The organism is Streptomyces sp. NPDC127119 (genome assembly GCF_042677425.1).
Classification (GTDB): Bacteria; Actinomycetota; Actinomycetes; order Streptomycetales; family Streptomycetaceae; genus Streptomyces.
This window is the reverse complement of record NZ_JBHXTO010000010.1, coordinates 91,595-107,888: the sequence shown is the minus strand read 5'-3', so window position 1 is coordinate 107,888 and position 16,294 is coordinate 91,595. Positions and strand designations below refer to the sequence as shown.

Sequence of the window (16,294 nt, the reverse complement as noted above, 5' to 3'; positions counted from 1 at the left end):
CGGCTGCGGGGTCGGTGGGGGCGGTTGCGCAGTTCCCCGCGCCCCTTGAGGGGGTGGAGGGGGGGCCAGGCCTGGAGGTGTGCGGGTCTGTTGTTGTGGGGGTTGCGCAGTTCCCCGCGCCCCTTGAGGGAGTGGAGGGGAGCCGGGTCTGGAGGTGTGCGGGTCTGCCGCTGTGGGAGTCGCGCAGTTCCCCGCGCCCCTAAGGGTGGACGTGCGCAGTTCCCCGCGGCCCTTTCGGGGCGCGTAACCTGGGGATGTATCTCTTCCCTTGAGCCGGAGCACCTTTTTCGTGAGTGAGCAGACTCGTCGGCCCCGTCAGCAGGGCAAGCCCTACCGTCGTCCCAAGAAGGACCCGGTGCGGATGCTTGCCTTCGATGCTTTGCGGGCGGTGGACGAGAGGGACGCGTATGCGAATCTCGTGCTGCCGCCCCTCCTGCGGAAGGCGCGGGAAGAGGGCGACTTCGACGGGCGCGACGCGGCACTCGCGACGGAACTGGTGTACGGGACACTGCGCAGGCAGGGGACGTACGACGCCGTCATCGCCGCATGCGTCGACCGGCCGCTGCGCGAGGTCGACCCGCCGGTCCTGGACGTGCTGAGCCTGGGTGCGCATCAATTGCTCGGGACGCGGATCCCGACGCACGCCGCCGTGTCCGCGACCGTCGACCTCGCGCGGATCGTGCTCGGCGACGGGCGGGCGAAGTTCGTCAACGCCGTGCTCCGCAAGATCTCCCGGCAGGAGCTGGACGCCTGGATCGAGCAGGTCGCGCCGCCCTACGACGAGGACGCCGAGGACCATCTCGCCGTCGTGCACTCGCACCCCCGGTGGATCGTCTCGGCGCTGTGGGACTCGCTGGGCGGCGGACGCGCCGGCATCGAGGACCTGCTGGAGGCCGACAACGAACGGCCCGAGGTGACCCTCGTCGCCAGGCCGGGCCGTTCCACCGCCGCGGAGATCCTCGGTGAGGTCGGTGAGGAGACCGCGCTGCCGGGCCGCTGGTCGCCGTACGCGGTGCGGCTGTCCGAGGGCGGGGAGCCGGGCGCCATCGACGCCGTACGCGAAGGACGGGCCGGCGTCCAGGACGAGGGCAGCCAGCTCGTGGCGATCGCTCTCGCGAACGCGCCCCTCGACGGACCCGACAGGGCATGGCTCGACGGTTGCGCGGGACCGGGCGGCAAGGCGGCCATGCTCGCCGGGCTCGCCGCCGAGCGCGGGGCCGTGCTGCTCGCCTCCGAGAAGCAGCCGCACCGCGCCAAACTGGTCGCGAAGGCACTCGCCGGGAACCCCGGCCCGTACCAGGTCATCGCCGCCGACGGGACCCGGCCGCCGTGGCGCTCGGGGACCTTCGACCGTGTACTGATGGACGTGCCCTGCACCGGGCTCGGTGCCCTGCGGCGGCGGCCCGAGGCGCGTTGGCGGCGGCGGCCCACGGACCTGGACGGGTTCGCGCCGTTGCAGCGCGGACTGCTGCGCACCGCGCTCGACTCGGTGCGGATCGGCGGTGTCGTCGGGTACGCCACCTGCTCGCCGCACCTCGCCGAGACCCGGGCCGTGGTCAACGACGTACTCAAGGAGAAGGACGCCGAGCTGATCGACGCCCGCCCGCTCTTCGTGGACGTCCCGGCCCTGGGCGAGGGTCCGGACGTCCAGCTGTGGCCGCATGTGCACGGGACGGACGCCATGTATCTGGCGCTGATCCGCCGGACCGGCTGACCTGGCCGTATCCCTTCCGCCCCCGCTGCGGGCCGGTCCGGGCTACTCCGGCGGGCCGCCCGCTCGTGGGGCCGGTGCGGCCGGGGATTGCGCGGCGGGTGCGGGAGGTGCCGGCGGGCCGGCCACGGGAGCGCTTCCGGTCTCGTGGGCCAGTCGGTTCGGCCACCAGATCTTCGGGCCCACGTCCAGGAACAGGGACGTCACGAGGACCGAGCGCACGATGAACGTGTCGAGCAGGACGCCGAGGGCGACCGTGAACCCGATCTCGGCGAAGGCGACCATCGGCAGCGTCCCCAGGGCGGCGAACGTGCCCGCCAGGACCAGGCCCGCCGACGTGATCACCGCGCCGGTCGCGGCGAGGCCCGTGACCACGCCGGGACGCGTGCCCTGGCGGGCCGCCTCCTCACGGATGCGGGTGGTCAGGAAGATGTTGTAGTCGATGCCCAGCGCCACCAGGAAGACGAAGACGAACAGCGGGAAGTCCGTCGTCTCGCCCGCGTAGTCGAAGACGTGCCGGAAGGCGAGCGCGCTGATCCCCAGCGCGGCGGCGAAGGACAGCACCACCGTGCCGATCAGGAGCAGCGGGGCGATCAGGGCGCGGAGCAGGGCGCACAGGATGAGCAGCACCACGAGCAGCACCAGCGGGATGATCAGGATGTTGTCGTGGGTCGTCGCCCTGTCCATGTCCAGCAGAGCCGCCGTACCGCCGCCCACCCGGGCGTTCGCGTCCGGGACCGCGTGCACGGCGTCCCGTACCCGCTCCACCGTCCGTTTCGCGGCCTCGCTGTCCGCCGGGGCGGTCATGGTCGCCTCGAAGAGGACCCTGCCCTCGAACTCCGGTTTCGTGCCGGGCGGCAGGCCCAGGGAGTCCGGTACGACCCCGCGGGTGCCCGCGACCGCCCGCCCGACCTCCTCGGCCTGTTCGCGGTCGCTGATGACGACGAGCGGATCGCCGCTGCCCGCCGGGAAGTACCGCGCGGACACCTCCTGGCCGACGATCGAGTCGGGTTTGTCGGTGAAGGCGTCGGCGTTGCTGATGCCCTCCGCGCGCAACTGGATCAGGCCCAGCGACAGCAGCGCGAGCGTGGCCGCCGTGACGGCCCAGACGAGCCGCGGGCGGTGCGAGAAACGGTTGCCCATCCGCGCCCAGACACCGCGCTCGGTCGGGTCCTCGGAGCCGAAGTGCGGGACCACCGGCCAGAAGATCCAGCGACCGCAGATGACCAGCAGGGCCGGGAAGAGCGTCAGCATCGCGAACAGTGCCACGGCGACGCCGATGGCGGCGACGGGGCCGAGGCCGCGCGTCGAGTTCATCTCGGCGGCGAGCAGCACCAGCATGCTCAGGACGACGGTGGCGCCGGACGCGACGACGGCCGGGCCCGCCCGGTGCAGGGCCAGCGCCATGGCCTCGTGGCGGTCCTCGTGGCGGCGCAGCTCCTCCCGGTAACGGGCCACCAGGAGCAGGGCGTAGTCCGTCCCCGCGCCGAAGACGAGCACCGTGAGGATGCCCGCGCTCTGCCCGTTGACGGTCAGCCCCGCGTGTTCCGCGAGCAGGTAGACCAGCGCCTGCGCGGTGAACAGGGCGGCGACCACACCGATCAGGGGCACGATCAGCAAGGTCGGGCTGCGGTAGGTCAGCAGCAGCATCACGATGACGACGGTCATCGCCGAGAACAGCAGGGTGGAGTCGATGCCCTCGAAGGCCTCGGAGAAGTCGGCGGACGTGCCGCCCGGGCCCGTGATGTGCACGGCGAGGCCGTCCCCGCTCTCGCCGACGTCCGCACGGATGGCGTCGACCGCGGGCGCGATGCGCTCCCAGCCCTTCTCGTCCATCGTGATCGGCACGGAGACCTGGGCCGCCCGCGGGGCCGGCCTCCGGTCGAACACGGGGCCACGGGTCTCCGCGCCGCGGATGCCGTGCGCGCGCAGTTCCCTCAGTTCCCGTACGTCCCGGGCGATCCGTACCCGGTCCTGTGCGGTGAGGCCGTCGGCGCGGGCGTACACCACGATCGCCGGGAGCTGTTCCGGCCTGAAGTCCTCGGAGGTCTGCAGGACTTGGGTGGACTCGGCGGAACCGGGCAGCCAGGAGGCCGCGTCGTTGTCCTGGGCGTCGGTGAGTTTCTGCGCGAAGGGCGCCATGACCACGAGCAGCACCAGCCACAGGCCCACCACGAGCCACTTGGACCGCCGGCCGCACACCAGCCAGCCGACACCCCGCCGCTGCTTTCCCCGAGATCCCTGAGAGTTCTGCGAGTCCCGTGAGACCTGTGAGGTCCGAGATCCCTGAGGTTCCCGCGTTCCCTGCGCGTCCGTCATGGCCATCCCCGTAGCCGCTCATGGAGCCGGTGGGCCGACAAGGATGGCATGGGCCGTCCGGCCGGTGCAGCCCCCCGGACCGAACGAGTCGGTACATACCGACCGGTCCGGGCCGGGACCGGGGAGGCAACCTGCTCCGGGCATGGCAGGCTTGTGGCATGGCCGCGCAGATCAACCCCAGCATCCTCTCCGCCGACTTCGCCCGCCTTGCCGAGGAGGCAAAGGCGGTGGAAGGGGCCGACTGGCTGCATGTCGACGTGATGGACAACCATTTCGTCCCCAACCTCACGCTCGGCGTGCCGGTCGTAGAGTCCCTGGCACGTGCGACGGACACCCCGCTGGACTGCCATCTGATGATCGAGGACGCCGATCGGTGGGCGCCCCAGTACGTAGAAGCGGGTGCCGGCTCCGTCACCTTCCACGTCGAGGCCGCCGCCGCACCCGTGCGGCTGGCCCGCGAGATCCGGGCCAAGGGCGCCCGCGCCTCCATGGCGCTGAGGCCCGCGACGCCCATCGAGCCGTACGAGGATCTGCTGCCCGAGCTGGACATGCTGCTGATCATGACCGTCGAGCCGGGCTTCGGCGGCCAGGCGTTTCTCGACATCATGCTTCCGAAGATCCGCCGTACCCGCGAGTTGATCAACAAGCACGGTCTCGAACTGTGGCTCCAGGTCGACGGCGGGGTCTCCGCCTCCACCATCGAGCGCTGCGCCGAGGCGGGAGCCGACGTCTTCGTGGCCGGCTCGGCCGTCTACGGCGCCGCCGACCCCGCCCAGGCGGTACGTGCATTGCGCACGCAGGCCGAGGAGGCGACGGCCCAGGCAGCATGGGCATGCGGCCACTGAGCCAAGGGAACGTGAACGCCGCCCCTCAGGGCTGATCAAGTACGCCGGATCTGCAAGGATGAACGGCGAATCCAGAGTGTGAACAGCAGTGAGGAGATCGCCGTGTCGGGTATGTCGGCGGGCCGGTCAGCCATGCGGATGGGACCCGCTGAGCTGGTGCAGGCGGCGGCCATGGCCCGCCGCTTCTACCTAGAGGGCAAGTCCAAGATCCAGATCGCCGAGGAGTTCGGCGTCAGCCGCTTCAAGGTGGCCCGGGTCCTGGAGACCGCCCTCGAACGGGATCTCGTGAGGATCGAGATCCGTGTCCCCGCGGAGCTGGACGCGGAGCGCTCCGATGCGCTGCGCGCCCGTTACGGCCTGCGGCATGCCGTGGTCGTGGAGTCCCCGGCCGAGGCCGAGGAGTCGCCCGACCCGGAGAACCTCGGCGAGGTGGCCGCCGACCTGCTCGGCGAGCTCGTCGCCGAGGGCGATGTGCTCGGCCTCGCCTGGGGCCGTTCCACCATCCACATGGCCGCGGCGCTCGACCGGCTGCCGCCGTGCACGGTGGTGCAGCTGACGGGTGTCTACGACGCCGGGACGGCCGAGCGCGGCTCGGTCGAGGCCGTCCGCCGGGCCGCCCAGGTCTCCGGCGGCGACGCCCACCCCATCTACGCGCCGATGCTCCTGCCGGACGTGGCCACCGCGGCAGCGCTGCGCAGCCAGACGGGGATCGCCCGGGCCTTCGAGTACTTCGACAAGGTCACCGTGGCCTGTGTGTCCATCGGGTCCTGGGAGGCCGGGATCTCGACGGTGCACGACATGCTCACCGAGGAGGAGCGCGCGCACTACGCGTCCCTCGGGGTCGAGGCCGAGATGTCCGCGCACCTCTTCGACGTCGAGGGCCGCCGGGTCGGGCGCGACCTGGGGGAGCGGTGCATCACCGTCGAGGCCGACCGGCTGCGCCGGATCCCCGAGGTCGTCGCGATCGCCGGGGGACAGCGCAAGTCGGGCGCCATCGACGCGGTGCTGCGGTCCGGGCTCGTCACCAGCCTGGTGACGGACACGGCGGCCGCGGACGCGCTGATGACGACGGGTCCGGCACCGCGTCCGGCCCTGGACCGGGCGGACCCCGACGGGCTCTGAGCCACCAGTCACCCGGTGTGATCCGCCGGCCGTTCGACAGCGCGCCGTGAGGGGACGGCCGTGGCAGCATCGACGACATGCTGCTCCGGTCCGTCCCCCGCCTGTTCTCCGGGCTCCTGGTGTGCCTGACGGCCCTGCTGCTCGCCGGCTGCTCGTCCACGGATCCGGCCGGGAACGCGGCCGGCAGGACGGCCGGGGGGACGGACACCGCGACGGCCTCGGCCCCCGCGTGGGCCGACGGCATGGACACGGTCCGGGAGGCGGAGCTGCCCGCCGAGGCCCGCCGCACGCTCGCCCTCGTCGACGCGGGCGGCCCCTACCCGTACGCCAAGGACGGTTCCGTCTTCGGGAACTTCGAGCGTGAGCTGCCGCGCCACGAGCGCGGCCACTACCACGAGTTCACGGTACGGACGCCGGGCGAGCGGGATCGCGGGGCCCGGCGCATTGTCACCGGGCGGGACGGCGAGGTCTACTACACCGATGATCACTACAACTCGTTCAGGGCGGTGCTGAGATGACGCACGACGAGCCGGGACGCGACCTGCCGGGCCGCCACGTGGTCACCCTGGACCTCGACGGGGTCGCGGACAAGGCGGACCTCATGGAGCGCTGCGCACGCGCCCTGGAGCTGCCCGAGTGGTTCGGCCGGAACTGGGACGCGCTCGCCGACAGCCTCGGCGACCCGTCCGTGTGGCCCGCGGCCGGCGGCGAACGGGGACTGCTGGTCGTCGTCACCGGCTGGCGGACGTACGCGCGCACCCGCCCCGACGAGTGGACGATCGCCGAGGACGTCTTCGCCCAGGCCGCCGACCGCACCCCGGCACTCACCGTCGCGCTGGCCCTCGGCACCTAGGACGATCCCACAAACAGCCCCCTGACCAGCTCGGACGATCGACCCAGGGCGTGTACGCGGCCCCGCATGGGACAATGAAGTACGTGCTCTCCCCCGGGCTGTCCTGTCCGGGGGCCGCCTCTGATCGACTGGGATGTGCAGCACGTGCGTTTCCTCAACGACATCCAGCCCGCGTACGACCTGACGTACGACGACGTCTTCATGGTGCCGAGCCGTTCCGCGGTCGGCTCGCGGCAGGGCGTCGACCTGGCTTCGCCGGACGGCACCGGCACCACGATTCCCCTGGTGGTCGCCAACATGACCGCGATCGCGGGCCGCCGGATGGCCGAGACCATGGCCCGCCGCGGCGGCCTCGTCGTCATCCCGCAGGACATCCCGATCGAGGTCGTCACCGAGGTCGTCTCCTGGGTCAAGAGCCGCCACCTCGTGCTGGACACCCCGATCATCCTCGCCCCGCACCAGACCGTCGCCGACGCGCTGTCCCTGCTCCCCAAGCGCGCGCACAACGCCGGTGTCGTGGTCGACGGCGAGGGCCGGCCCGTCGGTGTGGTCACCGACGCCGACCTGAACGGCGTCGACCGCTTCACCCAGCTGTCCGAGGTCATGTCACGCGACCTGCTGCTGCTCGACGCGGACATCGAGCCGGGCGAGGCGTTCGACAGGCTCGACCACGCCAACCGCCGGTACGCCCCCGCCGTGGACAAGGACGGCCGCCTCGCCGGCATCCTCACCCGCAAGGGCGCCCTGCGCGCCACGCTCTACACGCCCGCCACCGACGCGGACGGCAAGCTGCGCATCGCCGCCGCCGTCGGCATCAACGGCGATGTCGCGGGCAAGGCCAAGCAGCTGCTCGCCGCGGGCGTCGACACGCTCGTCGTGGACACCGCGCACGGCCACCAGGAGTCGATGCTCTCCGCGGTGCGGGCCGTCCGCGGACTCGACCCCCAGGTGCCGATCGTCGCGGGCAACATCGTCGCCGCCGAGGGCGTACGCGATCTGATCGAGGCCGGCGCGGACATCATCAAGGTCGGTGTCGGACCGGGCGCCATGTGCACCACGCGCATGATGACCGGCGTGGGCCGCCCGCAGTTCTCGGCCGTCCTGGAATGCGCGGCCGAGGCGAAGAAGCACGGCAAGCACGTGTGGGCCGACGGCGGAGTGCGGCACCCGCGCGATGTCGCCATGGCCCTGGCCGCGGGCGCGTCGAACGTGATGGTCGGCTCGTGGTTCGCCGGTACGTACGAGTCGCCGGGCGACCTTCAGCAGGACGCGAACGGGCGGCTGTACAAGGAGTCGTTCGGCATGGCGTCCGCGCGTGCGGTGCGCAACCGTACGTCGGAGGAGTCGGCGTACGACCGGGCGCGCAAGGCGCTGTTCGAGGAGGGCATCTCTACGTCGCGGATGTTCCTCGACCCGTCCCGGCCGGGGGTCGAGGACCTGGTCGACTCGATCATTGCGGGTGTGCGGTCTTCTTGTACGTATGCCGGTGCGAACTCTCTTGCGGAGTTCGCGGAGCGGGCGGTTGTGGGCGTGCAGAGTGCTGCGGGGTATGCGGAGGGGCAGCCGTTGCATGCCAGTTGGAGCTGACGGCTCCGCCAGGGGGGTGGGTGCGTGCGTTTGTGCGTGCGGGTTGACCGTGGCTGGTCGCGCAGTTCCCCGCGCCCCTAAAAGATTGCGCCGTTCCCCGCGCCCCTGAAGCAACAGGCTGCGCTGTCGCCCGTGCCCATGGAAGCAACGGGCTGCGTCGTTGCCCGCGCGCCTGAAAGGCAAAAGATTGCGCCGTTCCCCGCGCCCCCAGGAGCGACGGGTTGCGTCGTTCCCCGCGCCCCCGAAAAGCAGCGGTGCGCAATGAACGGTTGTCTGGTGGGGATGTGCGCAACGATCTTGCGGACACGCGCATGGTTGCTGCATTACGGGTGGGAAGCCCGGGCTCATAGAGTCGTGCGCTGAGCGAAGTGTGGCGGGGACCCCGTGCACGGTGGTCCCCTCCGCGGGGCTGTCGTGGGGTCTCGCCGCCTCGACCGGCAGCGATGAAGGAGCCACCCGCGTGCACGACCACGGCGCACCACCGCAGTCCCGCAGTCGTCCCCCGTCCGCCGAGCCCGGCGGACGAGGCCTGATGCGCCGCAAGCCCGTGGAGACCCTGGTCGCCGAGGGCGGCCAGGGCGAGGGCGGCAGCCTGCGCCGCTCCCTCGGACTGTGGCAGCTGACGATGATCAGCATCGGCGCCACCCTCGGCACCGGCATCTTCGTGGTGCTCGGCGAGGCCGTTCCGAAGGCGGGCCCGGCCGTCACCGTCTCCTTCGTGATCGCCGGACTCACCGCGCTCTTCTCCGCCCTCTCGTACGCCGAACTCGCGGGCACGATCCCGGTCGCCGGATCCTCGTACTCGTACACGTACGCCACCATGGGCGAGCTGATCGCCTGGATCTGCGGCTGGTGTCTCGTCCTGGAGTACGGCGTCTCCGTCGCGGCCGTGGCCGTCGGCTGGGGCGAGTACCTGAACGAGCTGCTCGCCGGCACGATCGGCGTCACCATCCCGGACGCGCTCTCCGCGCCGCCCGGCGACGGCGGGATCTTCAACCTGCCCGCGCTGCTCGTCGTGCTGCTCGCCATGGCGTTCCTGCTCGGCGGCGCCCGCGAGTCCGCGCGCGCCAACACCGTCATGGTCGTCGTGAAGATCGCCGCGCTGCTGCTGTTCTGCGTCATCGGGGTGCAGGGCTTCCGCTCCGGCAACTACGAGAACTTCATGCCGCTCGGCATGGCCGGCGTCAGCGCCGCCGGCGCGACCCTCTTCTTCTCCTACATCGGCTTCGACGCCGCCTCCACCGCGGGTGAGGAGGCCAGGAACGCCCAGCGCGACCTGCCACGCGCGATCATGCTCTCCCTGATCATCGTGACCGCCCTGTACGTGCTCGTCGCGGCCGTCGCCGTCGGTGCCATGCCCTGGCGGGAGTTCACCGACTCGGAGGCCGCGCTCGCCGGGATCATGAAGGACGTCACCGGCGACGCCGTCTGGGGCACGCTGCTCGCGGCCGGCGCGGTCATCGCCATCGCGAGTGTCGTCCTGACCGTGCTCTACGGGCAGACCCGCATCCTCTTCGCCATGTCGCGCGACGGACTCGTGCCCAAGGTCTTCTCCCGCGTCCACGAGAAGAGCGGGACCCCGCGCGTCAACACCGTCATCGTGTCCTCGTTCTGCGGTGTCCTCGCCGCCGCGATCCCGCTCGGACAGCTCGCCGACGCGACCAGCATCGGCACGCTCTTCGCCTTCGCGCTGGTGAACGTGGCCGTCGTGGTCCTGCGGCGTACGCAGCCCGGGATGCCCCGCACGTTCCGGGTGCCGCTGTCGCCGCTCATGCCCGCGCTGGGCTTCGGCTTCTGCGTGTGGATGATGGGCAGCCTCGACACCGTGACCTGGGTGGTCTTCGGGGTCTGGATGGCTGTCGGGCTCGTGTTCTACTTCAGTTACGGCTATCGCCGCTCCCGTCTCGCCACTCCAGAGAAGTGATCCACCCGCAGTGCTGAACGATCTCGACGAACGTATCGTGCACGCCCTTGCCGAGGACGCCCGGCGCTCCTACGCCGACATCGGGCAGGAGATCGGACTGTCCGCGCCCGCCGTGAAGCGGCGGGTGGACCGGTTGCGGGCCACCGGGGCGATCACCGGGTTCACCGTGCGGGTCGACCCCGCGGCGCTCGGGTGGGAGACCGAGGGGTTCGTCGAGATCTACTGCCGCCGGAACACTTCGCCGGAGACGATCCAGCGGGGGCTGGAGCGGTATCAGGAAGTGGTGGCCGCTTCCACCGTGACGGGGGAGGCGGATGCGGTGGTGCAGGTGTTCGCCTCCGACATGCGGCACTTCGAGCGGGTGCTTGAGCGGATCGCGGGGGAGGCGTTCGTTGAGCGGACGAAGTCCGTGCTGGTGCTCTCGCCGTTGTTGCGGAGGTTTTCTTCCGGGGCCCCGACGTGACGTTTCCACGGGGGGCGTTGTTCGGCTGCGGGTCCGGTGGGGGCTGGTCGCGCCGTTCCCCGCGCCCCTCAAAAGCAAAAGACTGCGCCGTTCCCCGCGCCCCTGACGGCGGAGGATCGCGCCGTTGCCCGCGCCCCTGAAGGGGCAAAGCCAAAAGATTGCGCCGTTCCCCGCGCCCCTAGGAACGGGCGGGCTAGCATTTGTGTGTGATCTGGCGACATTGAGTTAGACGTTGTGCCTCCCGAGGGCCGCCTCGGATGCCGTGTTTCGGCGTCCGGACTCTTCGTGGTTCTTTCGGGAAGGCCCCATGACACTCTCCTCCGCGCGGCGGCTGGCCGTCGTGCTGTACGGCTACGCGTTTCTCGACGACTTCGTGCTGCTCTATCCGGTGTACGCGCTGCTGTTCGCCGACAGCGGGCTCATCGTGTGGCAGATCTCCTCGCTCTTCGCCCTCTGGTCCGTCACCGGAGTCGTGCTGGAGATACCGTCCGGCGCCTGGGCCGACGCCGTCTCACGGAGGCTGCTCCTGTGGGTCGGGCCGCTGCTCACCGCCGCCGGATTCACGCTCTGGGTGCTCGTGCCCTCGTACTGGGCGTTCGCCCTCGGGTTCGTGCTCTGGGGTATCAAGGGGGCGCTCGGCTCCGGCGCGCTGGAGGCGCTGGTGTACGAGGAGCTCGACCGGCTCGGTGCCGCCGACGGTTACGGACGTGTGATGGGCCGGGCCCGTGCGGCGGGGCTCGTGGGTGTGATGGCGGCGATGGGCCTGGCCGGACCGGTCTTCGCGTACGGCGGCTATCCGCTGGTCGGGGCCGCCAGTGTGCTGGCCTGTCTGCTGACGGCCGCCGTCGCGACACGGTTCCCCGAGCACCGGGCGGTGGACCTCGGGGTCACGTCCGGCGAGGGGCGGGTCGGGCCGCTGCGGGCCGGGTTCGCCGAGGCCCGCGGGGACCGGTCCGTACACGCCGCCCTGCTGCTCGTACCTGCCGTCACTGCGGTGTGGGGCGCGCTCGACGAGTACACGCCCCTGCTCGTCCGGGACACGGGGGTCGCCGAGAACGACGTGTCGCACTGGCTGTTGCTGATCTGGGCGGGAGCGACGGTCGGCGGGCTGCTGGCCGGACCGGCACAGCGGCTGGGCAGGGGCGGGTTCGCCGGGATCCTGGCGGGCTCCGCGCTGGCGCTCGCCGCTGGTGCGGGGGCTCGGACGCCGGCCGGGATCGGCCTGGTCGCGCTCGCGTTCTGCGGGTTCCAGCTGGCGAGCGTCATGGCCGACGTCCGGCTCCAGGACAGCATCGAGGGAACCGGCCGGGCCACCCTGACCTCCGTCGCCGGGGTCGGCACCGACCTGACCACCGTCGCCGTGTTCGGCGCCTACGCGGTGGTCGGGTCGGCGGCCTCGCACGCCATCGCCTTCGTACTGGCCGCGGTGCCCTACCTCCTCACGGCGCTGATCGTCGCCGCCGGGAGGCGCGCGGCCAGAACGCCGGAAGCCGCGGCACGACCGTGACGCCGGCCCGTCCGCCCTTCGTACCCGGCAGGTCGGAGGCGGTGATGACGCCCGAAACGTCCGATGACAGCTTTCGGGCCCGGCGCGCGCAACGAATCGTCGCGTGAGTGCCGGTGGACGCAACGATTCGTGCGCCGACGCGCAACGGCTGCTCCTTGTCCGCCCGAACCCCCCGCCCGTACCGTCTATCTGGCTGCCGTCGCGGCCCCCCACACCCCTTCCGTCCGGTGAGGAACACGCATGCGCACCGCCCTGCTCCAGAGCTCCGGCCGCCCCGGATCCGTCGTCGGGAACCTCAAGGTCCTCGACGAGGCCGCGGGCCGTGCCGCCGCCGCGGGCGCCGGGCTGCTGATCGCCCCGGAGCTGTTCCTCACCGGCTACGCGATCGGCGCCGACGTGCACCGGCTCGCCGAGCCCGCCGACGGGGACTCCGCGGACGAGATCGCCGAGATCGCCGGCCGGCACGGCCTCGCCGTCGTCTACGGCTACCCGGAACGCGCGTCGGACCTGGTCTTCAACTCCGCGCAGCTCATCTCCGCCGACGGCACGCGCCTCGCGAACTACCGCAAGACCCATCTCTTCGGCTGCTTCGAGCAGGAGTGGTTCACCCCCGGCGACGAGCCGGTCGTGCAGGCCGAGCTGGACGGTCTCCGTGTCGGGCTCATGATCTGCTACGACGTGGAGTTCCCGGAGAACGTCCGCGCGCACGCCCTCGCCGGCACCGATCTGCTCGTGGTGCCCACGGCCCAGATGCATCCGTTCCAGTTCGTCGCCGAATCCGTCGTACCCGTGCGGGCCTTCGAGAACCAGCTGTACGTCGCGTACGTCAACCGGGTCGGCACGGAAGGGGAGTTCGAGTTCGTCGGGCTCTCCACCCTGGCCGGACCCGACGGCGGGGCCCGGACCCGCGCGGGCCGCACCGAGGAACTCGTCCTCGGTGACGTGGACCCGGTGTTCCTCGCCGCCTCGCGCGAGGCCAACCCGTACCTGAAGGACCGCCGGCCCGGCCTCTACGGGTCCCTGGCCTGAACACCACGGCTCGCACGATCACCATCAGCCCCACCCCGAGCTTTCGCGCAAGGAGTCCGTACCCCATGACGTCCACGGTGCCCCCCGCCGTCCCGCACACCGACGCCCAGCCGCCGATCACCATGTTCGGTCCGGACTTCCCGTACGCGTACGACGACTTCCTCGCGCACCCCGCGGGACTCGGCCAGATACCCGCGACCGAACTGGGCACCGAGGTGGCGGTCATCGGCGGCGGCCTCTCCGGCATCGTGGCGGCGTACGAGCTGATGAAGATGGGCCTCAAGCCCGTCGTGTACGAGGCGGACAAGATCGGCGGGCGGCTGCGGACGGTCGGGTTCGAGGGCTGCGACCCCTCCCTCACCGCCGAGATGGGGGCGATGCGCTTCCCGCCGTCCTCCACGGCGCTCCAGCACTACATCGACCTGGTGGGGCTGCGGACCGAGCCGTTCCCCAACCCGCTCTCCGAGACCACGCCCTCGACCGTCGTCGACCTCAAGGGCGAGTCGCACTACGCCCGGACGCTCGCCGACCTGCCGCAGGTCTACCGGGACGTGGCCACCGCCTGGAACGCCTGCCTGGAGGAGGGCGCCGACTTCTCCGACATGAACCAGGCCATGCGCGAGCGGGACGTCCCCCGCATCCGGGAGATCTGGGCGAAGCTCGTCGAGAAGCTCGACAACCAGACCTTCTACGGATTCCTCTGCGACTCCACGGCGTTCAAGTCCTTCCGGCACCGCGAGATCTTCGGGCAGGTCGGCTTCGGCACGGGCGGCTGGGACACCGACTTCCCGAACTCCATCCTGGAGATCCTGCGCGTCGTCTACACCGAGGCCGACGACCACCACCGCGGGATCGTCGGCGGCAGCCAGCAGTTGCCGCTGCGCCTGTGGGAACGCGAGCCCGAGAAGATCGTGCACTGGGCGTACGGGACCTCGCTCGCCTCGCTGCACGACGGGGAGCCGCGGCCGGCCGTGACCCGGCTGAACCGCACCGCGGGCAACCGGATCACCGTGACCGACGCCTCCGGGGACATCCGTACGTACCGGGCGGCGATCTTCACCGCGCAGTCCTGGATGCTGCTGTCCAAGGTCGCCTGTGACGACGCGCTGTTCCCGATCGACCACTGGACGGCGATCGAGCGCACGCACTACATGGAGAGCTCGAAGCTGTTCGTACCGGTGGACCGGCCGTTCTGGCTTGACAAGGACGAGGAGACGGGGCGGGACGTCATGTCGATGACGCTCACCGACCGTATGACGCGGGGAACCTACCTCCTCGACAACGGTCCGGACCGGCCCGCCGTCATCTGCCTCTCCTACACCTGGTGCGACGACAGTCTGAAGTGGTTGCCGCTGTCCGCGAGTGAGCGGATGGAGGTGATGCTGAAGTCGCTCGGCGAGATCTACCCGAAGGTCGACATCAGGAAGCACGTCATCGGCAATCCGGTGACCGTGTCCTGGGAGAACGAGCCGTACTTCATGGGGGCGTTCAAGGCCAACCTGCCCGGTCACTACCGTTATCAGCGGCGCCTGTTCACGCATTTCATGCAGGATCGGCTGCCCGAGGACAAGCGGGGGATCTTCCTCGCGGGTGACGACATCTCGTGGACCGCGGGGTGGGCGGAGGGGGCTGTGCAGACGGCGCTCAACGCGGTGTGGGGGGTTATGCGGCACTTCGGTGGCGGGACGGATCCTGTGAACCCCGGTCCTGGTGACGTCTTCGACGAGATCGCTCCGCTGGAACTCCCGGAGGACTGAGGGATCCCCCTCCGGGGGTGCGGGGCGCTGCGCTGAGCTGTGCGGTTTCGGCTGCGGGTCCGGTGGGGGCGGGCCGCGCAGTTCCCCGCGCCCCTTTGGGGCCCCGGCCCCAGGGGTGGCGACCTGTCTGCGGCCCGGTGGGGGCTGAGCGCGCAGTTCCCCGCGCCCCTTCAGGGCGCGTGCGCGGAGGCACCTCGTCAGGGTCCCGCAGACAGCGCGCCGCTCCGCCCGAATGGAGGCGCCCCAAAGGGGCGCGGGGAACTGCGCGACAAGCCCCCACCGGGCCGCAGACAGGTCGCTGCCCCGGGCCGGGGCTCTCCAGGGGACCGGGGCCGCAGGTGGTCATCGGGTGGGCAGCGGTGCGTACGGCGGCGCTGTGAGCGGAGTGAGGAGGCAGCGGCCTACCAGGCCCACCCCCGCGTCCAGGCGGTCCGTGAACTCCTCCGCCATGTCGGGGAGTTCCCGTAAGGCCCAGACGGCCCGCGCAGCGGACCACGCCGCGTCCCGGGCCCGGTCGAGGCTCCACGCCCCCAGCAGGTGGGTCAGCGGATCGGCGATCTGGAGGAGGTCGGGCCCCGGCATCAGGTCCTCGCGAATCCGCTCCTCCAGCGTGACGAGGACATCGCCGACCCGGTCGAACTCGTCCTCCAGTTCCCCCGGTTCGCAGCCGAGCGTACGACACGCGTCCACCACCGCGAGCGCAAGATCGTGCCCGATGTGCGCATTGATACCGGCGAGGGCGAACTGCAGCGGGCGTACCCCCGGATGCCCCCGCAACTGGAACAGCGGCCGCCAGCACGCGGGCGGCCGGCGGTCCCGGGCGACCGCCTCGACCGCCCCGAGGTACCGCTCCGCGAACCGCACATCCAGCGTGACCGCGGCCCGTACGTCGCGGAAGTGCCCCGCGTCCACCCGTCTGGAGACCTCCTCCGTGACGGCGAGGTACACCCGGTTGAAGACCGCGACACCGTCCCGCTCGGGCCAGAGCGCGTCGAGCGCACGCATACGGCGTACCACCGTGTCGAGGCCGTGGACGAGGACCGTGTCTTGCGCGAAGCGCTCCAACCGCACCATGGGGGCAGGGTCCCAGGCCTAGGCTGTGCCGCGGGCCGCCGGGCCGGTCGCTTCCCCAGAACGGGGGATTACGCGGGGCCCGGAGGAGGGGGAGCACCACGTG

The 16,294-nt window shown here is 71.3% G+C and carries 13 protein-coding genes; 11 read left to right on the top strand and 2 right to left on the bottom strand.

All coding sequences use genetic code 11. The features are described from left to right. Positions 1 to 289: 289 nt before the first annotated feature. A complete protein-coding gene (locus tag ACFVH5_RS07910) occupies positions 290 to 1,714 on the top strand; it encodes an RsmB/NOP family class I SAM-dependent RNA methyltransferase (protein ID WP_385832678.1) in 1,425 nt (474 codons plus the stop codon). 42 nt (positions 1,715 to 1,756) lie between these two features. Here the strand turns inward: ACFVH5_RS07910 and ACFVH5_RS07905 are convergent, their stop codons facing one another. Further along, the gene (locus tag ACFVH5_RS07905; RefSeq protein ID WP_385832689.1) at positions 1,757 to 3,916 is read right to left on the bottom strand and encodes an MMPL family transporter; all 2,160 of its coding nucleotides are present in this window, start codon (positions 3,914 to 3,916) and stop codon (positions 1,757 to 1,759) included. Between the two features lie 272 nt (positions 3,917 to 4,188). Here ACFVH5_RS07905 and rpe point away from each other — a divergent pair, with 272 nt between their 5' ends. The 10 genes from rpe (at position 4,189) to ACFVH5_RS07855 (ending at position 15,117) form a co-directional block, all read left to right on the top strand. Continuing rightward, positions 4,189 to 4,875, top strand: a complete 687-nt coding sequence (gene rpe / locus ACFVH5_RS07900; protein ID WP_055618141.1) for a ribulose-phosphate 3-epimerase — start codon at positions 4,189 to 4,191, stop codon at positions 4,873 to 4,875. A gap of 78 nt (positions 4,876 to 4,953) precedes the next feature. Beyond that, on the top strand, positions 4,954 to 5,997 hold the full coding sequence (locus ACFVH5_RS07895) for a sugar-binding transcriptional regulator (protein ID WP_107019654.1): 1,044 nt from the start codon (positions 4,954 to 4,956) through the stop codon (positions 5,995 to 5,997). A 77-nt stretch (positions 5,998 to 6,074) separates the two neighbouring features. After that, positions 6,075 to 6,515, top strand: a complete 441-nt coding sequence (locus ACFVH5_RS07890; protein ID WP_385832676.1) for a ribonuclease domain-containing protein — start codon at positions 6,075 to 6,077, stop codon at positions 6,513 to 6,515. Continuing rightward, positions 6,512 to 6,850: a barstar family protein gene (locus ACFVH5_RS07885; protein ID WP_385832675.1), complete on the top strand. Its 339-nt coding sequence runs from the start codon at positions 6,512 to 6,514 to the stop codon at positions 6,848 to 6,850. The genes ACFVH5_RS07890 and ACFVH5_RS07885 overlap by 4 nt, the downstream gene beginning before the upstream one ends. A 144-nt stretch (positions 6,851 to 6,994) precedes the next feature. Further along, a complete protein-coding gene (locus ACFVH5_RS07880; protein ID WP_384810149.1) occupies positions 6,995 to 8,437 on the top strand; it encodes a GuaB1 family IMP dehydrogenase-related protein in 1,443 nt (480 codons plus the stop codon). A 460-nt stretch (positions 8,438 to 8,897) separates the two neighbouring features. Next, a complete protein-coding gene (locus ACFVH5_RS07875) occupies positions 8,898 to 10,361 on the top strand; it encodes an amino acid permease (protein ID WP_385832674.1) in 1,464 nt (487 codons plus the stop codon). Between the two features lie 10 nt (positions 10,362 to 10,371). Then, the gene (locus ACFVH5_RS07870; protein ID WP_384810101.1) at positions 10,372 to 10,824 is read left to right on the top strand and encodes an Lrp/AsnC family transcriptional regulator; all 453 of its coding nucleotides are present in this window, start codon (positions 10,372 to 10,374) and stop codon (positions 10,822 to 10,824) included. 307 nt (positions 10,825 to 11,131) lie between these two features. Continuing rightward, the gene (locus tag ACFVH5_RS07865) at positions 11,132 to 12,331 is read left to right on the top strand and encodes an MFS transporter (protein ID WP_385832673.1); all 1,200 of its coding nucleotides are present in this window, start codon (positions 11,132 to 11,134) and stop codon (positions 12,329 to 12,331) included. Positions 12,332 to 12,571: 240 nt separating this feature from the next. Beyond that, positions 12,572 to 13,360, top strand: coding sequence for a carbon-nitrogen hydrolase family protein (locus tag ACFVH5_RS07860; RefSeq protein WP_385832671.1), 789 nt, complete (start codon positions 12,572 to 12,574; stop codon positions 13,358 to 13,360). Between the two features lie 65 nt (positions 13,361 to 13,425). Further along, entirely contained in the window at positions 13,426 to 15,117 is a 1,692-nt protein-coding gene (locus ACFVH5_RS07855; protein WP_385832670.1) for a flavin monoamine oxidase family protein, read from the top strand. Positions 15,118 to 15,459: 342 nt separating this feature from the next. Here the strand turns inward: ACFVH5_RS07855 and ACFVH5_RS07850 are convergent, their stop codons facing one another. Next, a complete protein-coding gene (locus tag ACFVH5_RS07850) occupies positions 15,460 to 16,191 on the bottom strand; it encodes a DUF5995 family protein (protein WP_385832669.1) in 732 nt (243 codons plus the stop codon). Positions 16,192 to 16,294: the final 103 nt, after the last annotated feature.